The organism is Serratia sp. (in: enterobacteria), assembly GCF_051654945.1.
Lineage (GTDB): Bacteria > Pseudomonadota > Gammaproteobacteria > Enterobacterales > Enterobacteriaceae > Chania.
Map to the genome: position 1 here is coordinate 371,087 of NZ_JBOFZA010000043.1, position 12,194 is coordinate 383,280.

Below are 12,194 nucleotides of genomic sequence, written 5' to 3' on the forward strand. Positions count from 1 at the left end.
TTACACACCCGTTGAAAGGCAAGAGGCGGCTTGAAAGGAAAAACAATGCTATTGAGAGTTGCAAGCTGGCTTTTTCAACTGCCGGGCAGGCTATTGGCCCCGCTCTTCCGCAGCCGGTTGAGCTTATTGATCTTTTTTATGCTGGTCGCGGCCGGGGTTTTTCTGGTTAAACATCACTTGAGTGAAGGGACGCAGGAGGAGAGTTTTCCCCTTGCCACGCCACAGCATTACGTGATCCAGCGGGAAACCCCGTTACGGGAAGCACGGCAGCACTGCGTTGGGCCATTGCCGGATAATCAGGGCAGCCCGTGGCCCACTTCGGCGGGCTATCTGCATGAGCCAGATTGGCATGCAGGTAGCCAATTGCAGACGTTGATGCTGGATAATCAGCGCAATCAATTTGCCGTGTTGGTCAAACTGGAAAATACCACCAAGCAGCTGCTGGCCGAGGTGTTCCTCCCTGCCGCCAGCAGTTTCAATCTCAAGCTGGAGAGTAACGGCCGTTATGTGATGAAGGTGAAAGACATCCACAGCGGCTGTAGCTTCCGCACGGCCCTATCGGTGGCTGATCGGCCCGATGGCACGCTGCCGTTGACCTTTGCAGAGGAAGGGCCAGACCAATACCATCCGATCGGTGATAGAGAATTCTAGCCTGCGCCTTCACCCCAACTCTCCCACAGGGAGAGTTGGGGTGAAGGGAAAGCGAGTTATTTTTTTACCGGATGATCGCGGCGGAACAGCTCCCAGCTATCGATCTCTTGCCCACTTGGCAAGGTGCAGGTGGAATACTGCCCCTGAGCATTCTGCCTGGGGTTCAGCTTGCCGCCGATCTTTACGCAATACACATCAGCCGGATTCGCCATGCCAATGGTTTGGCTCTTCACCTTCGGCGGCGGTGGTGCATCATTATTGGTCTTCACCGTACACCCCTGTAGCAAAGCAACGCCGACAAAAAGAGGAAGCATCAGGAACTTGGTCATTGAGATTTCTTCGCCTTGAGTTTAGCGGGAGCATCATTGCCCCCAAAGGGATCAGGAAATAAAGGACATACCCTGTTTCAGCACCAGATCGCAGGCTTTCTGCTTCACCTTCTCGGTGATTTGCGAGGTGCCCAGGCTATTGAGATCCAGCGCATTACCCTTGCCGGTATTCAACAGGCCACCCAGCCCTTGCTGATAATCTTCGCTGTTAGCGTTGGCCGTGCTCGTGATACCCAGCTTATCCAGCAGTTTGCCCTGCACCGCTTCGGTGCCATTTGCCGACAGAACGTTATTTTTCACGCAATACTGCAAGATGCCTGCGGCGTTGGTCATGCTGGAAGAGCTCAGCGCTTTATCACCGCCGTTGAGCAAGCCACTCAACGAAGACAGCGACAGGCCACCGTTGCTGGTCTCGCCACCTGATTTGCTGAGCTCTGTGGCAGCGCTGCTGAGGGAGTCCATCAAACCGGCCGCTTGGGCGCTGCCCGTAGCCATTAAGGTGCTCAAGCTTAGTGCCAACAATAAGCGATATTGGGTATTCATAGCGATAAGGCTCCTGTTTAACTGCAAAATGACGGTGCACTTAACCCCGTGCTTAGCTCGGACGCCGTGCCACTCGACAAGTTCCTTTTATTCGGGCCATCGCGCGTTTTTCGGATTTGCGGAAATCGTCAGAACTGCCAGCGTAGCCAGGCAAAAAACACGTTGCCGTTATTGTAAGTACCTGGAATATAGGTCGCCTGGAAGGTCAATTGCTTATAGCCGATCGACGCCAACGGCAGCGGCGCAGGGATCGGGATATAGTTCCAGTTATCACGCGCGGTCACGCTGGCGGTAAACCCCAGACCCAGACGAAAATCCTCCCCGGCAATCGGGCGCCAGATCTTCTCATAGGCATAACCGCCAATCGGTTCCCACTTGTTGTAAGAATCCTTGAACGCCATCAGGTAGATACCGTGCCAATCGCCATCGGCATCAAACCGCGAGATACCATAACCGGCCCCCCAAGGACGCTCGTTGTACCCGTCGGTCTTTTCCTTATCGTAGGTCCAGCGGTTATGCCAGGTGATCGCCGGGAGATAGAACTCCTTATTGGGCGAGTTGTTCCAGGTTTCCGCTACGTTGCCGGTAAAACGCCCCCACCAACCCGGCTGTTCAGCAGGCTCTGCATTGCTATTTTCCGCACTAACCTCGGCATATGAAGGCAGTGCGGGAAACATCAACGCCAACCAACCGGCTACAAAGATCCGTTTAACAAACATGAATGCAACTCCTGTAAAAATAAAGCCGGGGATTCTTACCGATCGTCCTACCCTGATCAAGCCGTAACGCACTAGCCCGCTGCTTTTATCGCCGCCCGTTGAGAGATGGTTAAGTTTGGCGCTCAACACAGAGGGGGCGCGACCAAGTTATGCGTCTGAACGCACGTTGTCTGTCAGATAACTCCGCTTCTCTTCCCTGCTCCCGATCGGCGTTGAATTATCTGCCCGATGGCGTAGCGAAATATTGACGCTTGGCCAAGAGCAAAATGGGCAAAGCGGAAAGTACCTGCCGGACCTCCTCCCTCTGCAATTGCCGTAATTTTCTGCGGGCTGTAGGACAAGAAAAGTACCGCCCCCTGCGAGAATCGCTGTTGATACCCCTTTTGGGTCGTAAACTCCTTGATACGATTCGCAATAGTTAGCCAAACCCGGTCAACTTGAACAAGCCGCCACTTTCACCAACTGTTAATGCTGACGCCCTACAAGCGACTCGCATTTTCAACGATTAACCACGCGACATCGCCAGCCGTTCTCGGCTGCGCGCGGTTAAATAACAATAAATTGACGTGAATGTGGAGCAACCAATGAGGATCACCATAGGTTCATTTATCCTGCAACAACTACGCGCACTGAAGGTGGATCGTATTTACGGCGTGCCCGGCGATTACAACCTGGCACTGCTGGAAACCATCGAGCACGATCAAGACTGCCAATTCATTGGTAACTGCAACGAACTGAACGCCGCTTATGCCGCCGATGGCTATGCTCGCCTAAAAGGCGCGGGAGCCTTGATCACCACCTATGGCGTAGGTGACCTGGCGGCACTTTCTGGCATTGCCGGAGCCTTTGCGGAATCGGCCCCGGTAATTTGCATTGCGGGCACACCCCCTTTGCATGCCATGCAGAGCCATGCGCTGCTGCACCACTCACTGGCAGACGGCAATTTTGATAACGTGATGAACTGTTTCCGGCAGTTCACGGTGGCGCAGGCGCTCATCACTCCGGAAAATGCCGCAACGGAGATCCCACGGGTCATCGCCTGCGCCTGGCAACAGAAGAAGCCGGTTTACCTGCAACTGCCCTCCGATATTTGTGAGGTGGAAATCGAGGTTGCCGATACCCCCAGTCCCTACCGCTTACCGGGCAGTGATGCCAGCCATCTCCAGCTTGCCAGCGCGGCCCTGCTCGAGCGGCTTAATCGGGCGAAGCGGCCAATCATTCTGATCGATCAGATGGTCGAGCGTTACCAGCTTCAGGCGCTGGTGTTAGCGCTGGCAGATAAGTTCGCCATCCCGTTAACCAATATGCCCACGGCAAAATGCGCGATCTCAGAAAGCACGCCGGGCTGGCAAGGTGGCTACAGCGGCGATCTGTCGCGCCCCGAGCTGTTTGAGCTGATGGCCCAGTCAGACTGCATCCTGAGCTTTGGCGTACGCCTGGTGGATTCCACTACCGGCTATTTCAGCCAGCAGATCCCGGCTCAGGCAGTGGTCGATATTCAACCCTATACGCTGAAGCTGGATGGCCTCTCCTACCCTGCGGTAACGGCTAGCGAACTGCTGCAATCCTTGTTGGATCAAGCTCCTGCCTCCAGCCCGCCGCCACTGACACCGCTAGCCGATCCCCAGCAAAAACTGGCTACGCCTGGCAACGAACCGCTCGAGCTGAGCTATTTCTGGCAACGGATAAAACGCTTTATTCAGGCGGATGACGTGCTGGTGGTAGAAAATGGCACCTCTGGAGCAGCGATCGGCGGTATGCGGATGCCTGGCGGCATAACCGTAGTTAACCAACCAATCTGGGGATCGATCGGCTATACCTTGCCGGCGTTGCTCGGCACGATGATGGCCGCGCCACAACGGCGGCAACTGCTGTTTATTGGCGATGGCTCATTCCAGCTCACCGCCCAGGAACTCTCAACGCTGCTGCGCCATGAGCAAAAACCGATCGTCTTTCTGATCAATAACGACGGTTACACCATTGAGCGCTATATCCTCGGCGAATCGTCGTCTTATAACGATATCAACATGTGGGATTACGCCAAACTCCCGGCGGTTCTCAGCCCACAGACCCCAGCGTTTTGTGCCACGGTGGCAACCGGCCAACAGCTGGAGATGGCGCTGGAGCAGGCTTCACGTCAGGACCGGCTAGCGTTTATCGAGGTGAAATTGCCGATGATGGACTCCCCGCCGGCAATGAAAGAGTTCTGCCGCCGCTGCAACAGCTTTAACTTTGGGCTGCACAACCCACGGCGCATGGCTTAATAACCGCCCCTCCCCTCCCGATGTATTGCGCAGAGATCTAATCTGCGCAGCTATTGGGAGAGGGAGCAAGTCCAGAGCCGTCATCAGGCACAGATGGCAAATTGCAGCACCTACAGTCGCCTCTACCTGTGGGTCAGGTATACTCTGCTCATCTCAACGGCTAGGCAAACAGCCTTTAAAGATGTATTTTATATGCATCAATTATAGAGGAACATTACCATGGATCAGCAGACCCCCCTGCCAGAAGACTACTACACCCAGAAATACTCCCTGACGGCCACTCACTCCGAAGTGCTCGAAGCAGCCAAGCTGATCGCCCCAGGCAAAACGCTGGATCTTGGCTGCGGCAGCGGCCGTAATTCGCTGTACCTCAACCTGAAAGGGTTTGATGTCACCGCCTGGGACAAAAATGCCGCGTCGATTGCCTCAATCAACCAGATCATCGCCACCGAGCAGCTTTCACATATCAGCGCCAGTGAGCAGGATCTCAATACCCATCGCTTTAGCGGCCAGTATGACTTTATCCTGTCTACCGTGGTGTTTATGTTCCTGGATCGTCAACAGATCCCGCACATCGTACGCAATATGCAAGACAGCACGGTTAAAGGGGGCTACAACCTGATCGTCGCGGCCATGGATACGCCAGATTATCCTTGCACGGTGCCCTTCTCATTCACCTTCAAGCCGGATGAGTTAGCCAACTATTATCAGGATTGGGACATCGTCAAATATAACGAAAATCCCGGCGAGCTGCACCGTGTAGATGCCGAGGGCAACCGCATCAAACTACGTTTCGCCACCTTGCTGGCGCGAAAATAGTCCACAACTGTCACGCAGTACAAACCAAATGTCAGGCAGATAAAAACCATGTTGGGCATTACGCTATAGACTTTTAAGGGTAAAAATCCGTTTTATTCCCCTTAGGAGGGCGTATGCCTAATGTGACCCTACTCGACAGCGTAGTCCGTTTCCTCGACCGTCAGCACGGCCTGTATATCAACGGCCAGTGGCAAACCTCACAGGCAGAGTCACGGCTGGCAGTGTATAACCCGGCCGACGGCAAACAAATCTCCTGTACCGCGGATGCCAATACCGCCGATGTGGAACTGGCGGTCACCTCTGCCCATCAGGCCTTTACCTCCGGCGTTTGGGCGCAGCGTTTGCCCGCCGAACGTGAACGAATTTTACTGCGCTTCGCCGATCTGGTGGAACAACATGCCGAAGAGCTGGCCCAGTTGGAAACGCTGGAACAGGGCAAGTCCATCAATATCTCCCGCGCCTTTGAAGTGGGCTGTGCGCTGAACTGGATGCGCTATACCGCCGGGCTGACCACCAAGATCGTCGGCCAAACCCTGGATGTCTCTATTCCCATGCCCCCAGGAGCCAAATATCAGGTGTATACCCGTAAGGAGCCGATTGGCGTGGTAGCCGGGATTGTTCCCTGGAACTTCCCACTGCTGATTGGTATGTGGAAGGTAATGCCAGCCCTGGCGGCAGGTTGCTCCATCGTCATCAAACCGTCAGAAACGACTCCTCTTACCCTGCTGCGTATTGCTGAACTCGCAAGCGATGCTGGGGTGCCTCCGGGCGTGTTAAACGTGGTAACGGGCAAAGGTGCAGTCTGTGGCAAAGCGCTGACCGAGCATCCGCTGATCGCCAAAGTGAGCTTTACCGGCTCCACGCCAGTGGGCAAAGGGATCGCCCGTGCGGCGGCAGATCGCTTAACCCGCGTCACGCTGGAGCTGGGGGGAAAAAACCCGGCTATCGTGCTGAAAGATGCCGATCTGACACAGGTGATCGAAGGGTTGATGGCCGGCAGCTTCCTCAATCAAGGGCAGGTCTGCGCCGCCAGTTCACGCATCTATATTGAAGCACCGATTTACGATCGGCTGGTCGCCGGTTTTGAGCAGGCGGTGAAATCGCTATCTGTCGGGCCGGGGATGGACGGCAACGCCCAGATCAATCCGCTGGTCTCCAAAGAACACCGCAACAAGGTGGCCGCCTATCTGGAGGATGCCAGAAACAAACACGCCGAACTGATCACCGGTGCCGCCGGGCCTGATCCACAAGGCTTTTATATTCCCCCCACGCTGGTGATCAACCCGGAAGACAGTCTGAACCTGACGCGAGAAGAAGTGTTTGGCCCAGTCGTCAACCTGATCCGCGTAGCGGATGCGGAAGAGGCGCTGCAAAAAGCCAACGATACTGACTATGGCCTGACGGCCAGCCTGTGGACCACCAGCCTGCAAGCGGCTATGGCGTATACACCACGCATTCAGGCGGGTACGGTGTGGGTTAATACGCATACCTTGATCGATGCCAACATGCCGTTTGGCGGTTTCAAGCAGTCTGGCAGCGGCCGCGATTTTGGCCCGGATTGGCTGGATGCCTATACCGAATCCAAGTCGGTGTGTATTCGTTATTGATTGGCATTGCGCCAAAATAATCAGGGGGCGAACCACGGTTCGCCCCCTGTTTTATGGATAACGCCAAAAACTACGGTTGTTTTTGCCCGTTCAGGTTCAAGGTTGGCGTCTCATCAAAGAAGTTCCACGGTTTCAGCAAGGCGTGCACCCACTCGGTTGGCATAATCGGCCACTCTTCCGCTCGCGCCACATGGGTCGTGCCGGTGGTGAGCCAGACCACGTCGTCGGTGTTGTCTATCGACTGATTGTCCGCCGTATATTGGCCCAGCCCGGTATCGTGGATCGAACGGTTCGGGTATTTGCCTTCCGGATAGCGTTCATTCGGGTTGTAGCGGGTTACCCACAGCTGCCGATCCATAAAGCTCAGACGATGGTAAATCCACTCGTCCTTGCCAAAGTTGGCCCCCTTGGCGATCGGGTGTGTGCCGCCCGCATAAGGGATCAGCTGATAGGAAACCGGGTTACCCATCTTGTTCAACCGGCTCGGGTTGCTCAACAAGCGGATGGTCGAAGGATCGAACTTCTGTGCCGCCTGCTGCTCGGTGCTGACCTTCACCTGATCGACCTGCATGGTACTGGTACGCGGGCCGCCCCGTTCGTTCGGTTTCACATCCGGGTTCAACTCGACCAGGCTGTTGTTTTCCCCATCCACATCCATATCCAGCCGGAAGTTGTAAATGTGCTGATGAGTGGTACCGACAATGTTGTGATCGATCAGCGTGCCATATTGCGTATCCTGCTTGGCGGTGGGATCCTGCATGGTTCTGGCTTTCACCCCCTTCACCGCTTCGATACCCGTCGCCCCGGCGTCGATGCCGATGGTGCCGTTCTGATGGAATACCCAGTCGAAGATGTAGTCGTAGTTGCCGACCGTACTGATCCAGCGCACCACCAGCTCACGGCGTTCAGTGCTGATATTCGGCTGCCCCATCTCCTGATGCTTGTATTCCGGCCCGGCGTAACGCTCAAAGATAGCGATGGCGCGCGGAATATCGGTCGGCTTGCCGGTGTAGTCGGCAATGGTTTCATCCAGCAACACCGCGTTTTGCGGCGCATCTTTGCCCCGCGCAATCGGCGAGGTGAGCGTACCCATGCCATAATCCCCGGCATCCAGATAGGCTTTGAAATACCAGCCCACGTCCGGGTCGCCATAAGGCACTATCATGCCACCCAGCGATCCTTCATACATCACCTTGCGCTTGCGGCCATTGTCGTTATAGGTCACGGTTGAGATCACCGGCCCGACGCGGGAATTCATATGCAGGTGGAAATCCCAATTCTGCCAGTGAATGGTGTTGCCGGTGATGGTGTAGTTTTTACCTTCTGGCTCGATGATATTCAATGGCTTGATTTTTGGGGCCTTACGATCGCGACCATCGTACGGCGTGGACTTCATCGGCACCGGGATCACCGGCCCCTCTTCAATTTTGATGATCTTCTTCTGCTCCAGATCGACCACCGCCACCAGATTTTCGATCGGATGCGCCCAGTAGTTGCCATCGCCAACATCGAGATAACTGATCACTTTCAGCAGGCGTTGATCCTGCTGCAAACCGTCTTTGCCATCGAAATAGCCAACGGTCAACGGGGTGGTGATCACTTTGCCCGGGTTTGCAACGCCGTGTTTCTTCAGGGCTTCGGCATATTCTTTACTGCCGTTGATAATGCTCTGAACGCTGGCGAAGTCATCCAGCAACACCATGCCCTGAGCGTCTTTGATCGGCTGCCAGGACAGCACCTTTTTTTGTTGCAGATCGACCACGGTTTCAATCACGTGTACCCCGTCGAGCAGGGTAATAGCGGCCTGCCGGGGTTGCCGTACGTCGCTACCGCTCAGCACGAACTGCCAGACCTGATTTTTTGCCGGTTCGCGCAGCGAGATTTCGGTAAAGCGTACGTTGTCTTTATACCCCGGAGCCGCCTTGATAATGGCGACCGCCGCGTTAATCTCCGCCGCGCTCAACGGGTTCAGCGGATGCGCCCGGTGCTCCACCGCAAAAGTCTGATCCAGACCGGATTGGAACACCTCGTTGATAAACTCGTCGGACATATAAGCCGTTTGGCCCTTAAACACCACCGGCACCTGTAACTTCAGCGGCTTGCCGTTAACCATGGCTTCGCGGCTATTCGGCTTGACCTTCACGTAGGCACCGTCTTTCACGATCACAAACAGGCGGGCGTAATCATCCCACTGCACGCTGGCACCAAACTCCTCCAGCGTTTTTTGTAATGGGACCATATGTGCCGCGGTGCCATGAGCCAACGCCGCTGGCTGCCATCCCGCACCAATCAGCAAGCCCAACGCCAGCGCGATAGCCGCTGGCAGGCGTTTGGTTTTCATTGTTGTTGTAGATACCATCTTTCCCCCGTCACCCATAAAAGAGACATTGCAGCCGTTGTTGTTGTGATGAGTCCGTTAGCCGGATCCCCGATTCAACATAGCAACTCTTCACTGGGGATATTTTGTTGTGCTTGCCATCCGATTTGTCGCTCCTGACAATCTGCTGGCAAAACATCCAGGCGGGGTTATTGGTACTGTTTGCGATACGCGCTTGGCGAGACGCCAAAACGGGCCTTGAAGGCGGTGGAGAAATGGCTGTGATCGGTAAATCCCCAGTCATAACCAATATTGGCCAGCTTCTGCTGCTCCTTTGCCTGGCGCAACACCTGCGCGCAGAGATCCAGGCGGCGGTTTTTAATGTACTGCGCCACGACCAACCCCTTGCGGGCAAATAGCCGGTACAGACTGCGCACCGAGACACCGATTTCACTGGCCACCCATTCTGGTCGTAACTGTTCAGACTGAATATGCTGGTCGATAAACGCCAACGAACGAGTAAATACTCGCTCATGGCTATCGCCCCCCTCGTTTTCTCCTTGCAAGGCGGGCTGTAACAAGGTGGCCACAGCATTAAGCACCGCCTCGCTCTCCAGGCGGCTCATCTGCGCATTCTGCATGCTGCTCAGCACCAGTTGCTGGCTGAGTTTGGCTACCGCCGTATCGGCAGCAATGCGCCGCGCGCCGGGCAGATCGGTAAAGCGCAGTTGTTGTTCGAGATAACTGCGCGGCAGCAACAGTGATAACTGTCGGGAACCCTGTTGATAGGTAAAGCTGCTGGGCTGCGCGGCATCAATCAAGGTGATGTCTCCGGCCGATAATACCGTCTGCTGATCGCCCTGTTCCATAACCGACTGGCCACACAGTTGGAATACGGTAAAAAAGTGGCGGCCATCGCTTTGGGCAACTTCGCGGGCGGTACGGTAAAGCCGGGTCTGGGCAACATCGACCACGCTCAGACGCAAGGCATGGGAGTGGAACTCCTGTATCGCCCCGGCAAATCCAGGTGCCAGGGTTTTGGCACAAAACCGGCCGCAGGCAGAATTGATCTGTCCTAACCACTGTTCAAAACTGGCATCGGCGAGCCTTGTAGACACGGCCATGATTAACCCCTTGAAACATCAGCAACAAAAGAGAACAGGCTTATTGTACCGAGCCGTGTGCCCCGCAGAGTGTGGCTGTCAGGCTAGCCCGGCAATCCACCGTAACAATTCATCAACATTCATTCAACATTATTCAAGGGATTTGACGCTGGGATCACAAACTATGAGGGGAGGCATCTACGCCTGCGGCAGGAGGCGATATAAGCTAACGAGGAAAAAACAGTACTGATGAAATTGAGAAGATATACAAAGGTACAGCACCATGGTGCCATACCTTAAATACGGCGGCTATTAAGCTTCGCAGTTTGACAGAGCTACTGGTACTTTGGTTACAACTGGCTCGCCGAATTTACCTTCACAGGTGCTAACACGGGTACAGACGTTCATGCCAATAAGAGAACCCAGTTCCAGCTTATTCAAGCTATAAGAAACTTTGCAGTTAGAGGTAGCGCCGCCGACAACGTTTGAAACTTCTGATGCGTTTAACTTTTTCATAATTATATCCTTATAGGGGTGACTTTTAAGTTTGCTTTTAGATTTACGTTAAAAGTAACTCAATATTTTGAATGACTTTATCTTGTTTCACCTAAAAGCGAGTGAATTAGTTACACTTAGACAGATCAACCATGGTCTTGGTCACAGTCTCGCCGTTTTTGCTGGTGCAGGTGTTAACCGCGTTGCAAATTTCAACCGGCTTAGGAAGGCCAATATCCGTGGTGTCTTTCACATAAGTGATTGAGCAGCTAGACAGAGAGATGGTACCGCCAACAATGTTGGAAACTTCTGATACATTTAACTTTTTCATAATTATATCCTTATAGTGTAAATAGTGGAATTGGCTTTCAGGTTTCTCATCAATAAAGTATTTAATTCTAGAGTGCGCCTTCATTAACGGGCTTAAACCCACCTAAAAGCCAGGCAGATTATAATAACCAAACAAATTTACAGTCAACATTAAAGCCTTTACCAACCTACCTTCGAGAACCCCCTTATTTAAAAACAAGAATAGTCCCGAAATAATTTAATGAAATTAATTTAAAGTATGAATAAAACAATCCCATTCACAAAATGATATTGCAATGTAAAAAGCAAGAATTAGCACATAAAACGTCTTATCACAATATGTTAACTTTATCACCAGTAGTTATTTAGCATGCTAAGTAACTCACTGAGCACCAGCTTTACTTGTTGAGTATTAGAGTTAGCGTTAATTATATGATCCAGATCACTGTATAAATACACAGCATGACTAACATAACCCGCCAGACACAATAACCACCAATACCTCTGGAGATCGTGATGAAAAATAATATCGTTAATTGGTTCGAAATTTATGTGAATGATATGCCGCGGGCAAAAAAATTCTATGAGGCGGTTTTCAACACGCAGTTAGAGAAGATGGAAGACGAAGAGATGGAATACTTTATTTTCCCTTATCAGGAAGGGGGCGAAGGCTCTGGTGGCGCACTGGTTAAAATGGATTGTGCGCCAGCAGGACCGGGCGGCACCATGGTTTATCTGAGCTGTGAAGATTGCGCCGTGGAGGAGAGCCGTATTGTTCCCAATGGCGGTGAGATCCTGCGGCCGAAGTTTGCCATCGGTGAACATGGCTTTATCGCCATCGCCAAGGATTGCGAAGGTAACGTGATTGGCCTGCACTCCATGAAATAATGCCCCTCTCCCTAGATAGTGTCGTCATAAGGCTGAAAATCATTGATAATCGGACCTTCTACATTGATAATCGGACCTTCTAATCAGAAGGTCAGCGTATCATGACTATTGCAGCCCACCGGCGCCACGATATTTCCGACAATGTATGGA

Annotated in this window: 12 protein-coding genes; 5 read left to right on the forward strand and 7 right to left on the reverse strand. The window is 53.3% G+C overall.

Going from position 1 to position 12,194, the window contains the following annotated elements; all coding sequences use genetic code 11:
• The first annotated feature begins 45 nt into the window (after nucleotides 1-45).
• Nucleotides 46-651, forward strand: coding sequence for a hypothetical protein (locus ACRDCA_RS07810; RefSeq protein ID WP_438689005.1), 606 nt, complete (start codon nucleotides 46-48; stop codon nucleotides 649-651).
• A 56-nt stretch (nucleotides 652-707) separates the two neighbouring features.
• Here ACRDCA_RS07810 and ACRDCA_RS07815 read toward each other — a convergent pair whose 3' ends face one another.
• From ACRDCA_RS07815 to pagP, 3 genes are all read right to left on the reverse strand, one after another.
• Nucleotides 708-980 carry a putative hemolysin gene (locus ACRDCA_RS07815; protein WP_438689006.1) on the reverse strand — a complete coding sequence of 91 codons (273 nt, stop codon included), beginning with the start codon at nucleotides 978-980 and terminating at the stop codon, nucleotides 708-710.
• Nucleotides 981-1,031: 51 nt separating this feature from the next.
• Nucleotides 1,032-1,523, reverse strand: a complete 492-nt coding sequence (locus ACRDCA_RS07820) for a DUF2501 domain-containing protein (RefSeq protein ID WP_438689007.1) — start codon at nucleotides 1,521-1,523, stop codon at nucleotides 1,032-1,034.
• 128 nt (nucleotides 1,524-1,651) lie between these two features.
• The gene (pagP, locus tag ACRDCA_RS07825) at nucleotides 1,652-2,242 is read right to left on the reverse strand and encodes a lipid IV(A) palmitoyltransferase PagP (RefSeq protein ID WP_438689008.1); all 591 of its coding nucleotides are present in this window, start codon (nucleotides 2,240-2,242) and stop codon (nucleotides 1,652-1,654) included.
• 584 nt (nucleotides 2,243-2,826) lie between these two features.
• Between pagP and ACRDCA_RS07830 the strand changes: the two genes are divergently transcribed.
• The 3 genes from ACRDCA_RS07830 (at nucleotide 2,827) to ACRDCA_RS07840 (ending at nucleotide 6,932) form a co-directional block, all read left to right on the forward strand.
• Nucleotides 2,827-4,506 (forward strand): alpha-keto acid decarboxylase family protein, encoded by a 1,680-nt coding sequence (locus ACRDCA_RS07830; protein WP_438689009.1) that lies wholly within the window; start codon nucleotides 2,827-2,829, stop codon nucleotides 4,504-4,506.
• Between the two features lie 219 nt (nucleotides 4,507-4,725).
• Complete coding sequence (gene tehB / locus ACRDCA_RS07835) at nucleotides 4,726-5,325, forward strand: tellurite resistance methyltransferase TehB (RefSeq protein ID WP_438689010.1); 600 nt, start codon at nucleotides 4,726-4,728, stop codon at nucleotides 5,323-5,325.
• Between the two features lie 113 nt (nucleotides 5,326-5,438).
• Nucleotides 5,439-6,932: an aldehyde dehydrogenase family protein gene (locus tag ACRDCA_RS07840; protein WP_438689011.1), complete on the forward strand. Its 1,494-nt coding sequence runs from the start codon at nucleotides 5,439-5,441 to the stop codon at nucleotides 6,930-6,932.
• Nucleotides 6,933-7,002: 70 nt separating this feature from the next.
• Here the strand turns inward: ACRDCA_RS07840 and tynA are convergent, their stop codons facing one another.
• The 4 genes from tynA to ACRDCA_RS07860 all read right to left on the reverse strand — a co-directional run bounded on the left by tynA (nucleotide 7,003) and on the right by ACRDCA_RS07860 (nucleotide 11,178).
• Nucleotides 7,003-9,273 (reverse strand): primary-amine oxidase, encoded by a 2,271-nt coding sequence (tynA, locus tag ACRDCA_RS07845; protein ID WP_438689012.1) that lies wholly within the window; start codon nucleotides 9,271-9,273, stop codon nucleotides 7,003-7,005.
• 185 nt (nucleotides 9,274-9,458) lie between these two features.
• Nucleotides 9,459-10,373, reverse strand: a complete 915-nt coding sequence (gene feaR, locus ACRDCA_RS07850) for a transcriptional regulator FeaR (protein ID WP_438689013.1) — start codon at nucleotides 10,371-10,373, stop codon at nucleotides 9,459-9,461.
• 291 nt (nucleotides 10,374-10,664) lie between these two features.
• Nucleotides 10,665-10,868, reverse strand: a complete 204-nt coding sequence (locus ACRDCA_RS07855) for a hypothetical protein (protein ID WP_438689014.1) — start codon at nucleotides 10,866-10,868, stop codon at nucleotides 10,665-10,667.
• Between the two features lie 106 nt (nucleotides 10,869-10,974).
• Nucleotides 10,975-11,178, reverse strand: coding sequence for a DUF4762 family protein (locus ACRDCA_RS07860; RefSeq protein ID WP_438689015.1), 204 nt, complete (start codon nucleotides 11,176-11,178; stop codon nucleotides 10,975-10,977).
• Between the two features lie 494 nt (nucleotides 11,179-11,672).
• Between ACRDCA_RS07860 and ACRDCA_RS07865 the strand changes: the two genes are divergently transcribed.
• Nucleotides 11,673-12,044, forward strand: a complete 372-nt coding sequence (locus ACRDCA_RS07865) for a VOC family protein (protein ID WP_438689016.1) — start codon at nucleotides 11,673-11,675, stop codon at nucleotides 12,042-12,044.
• The last annotated feature ends 150 nt before the right edge of the window (nucleotides 12,045-12,194 follow it).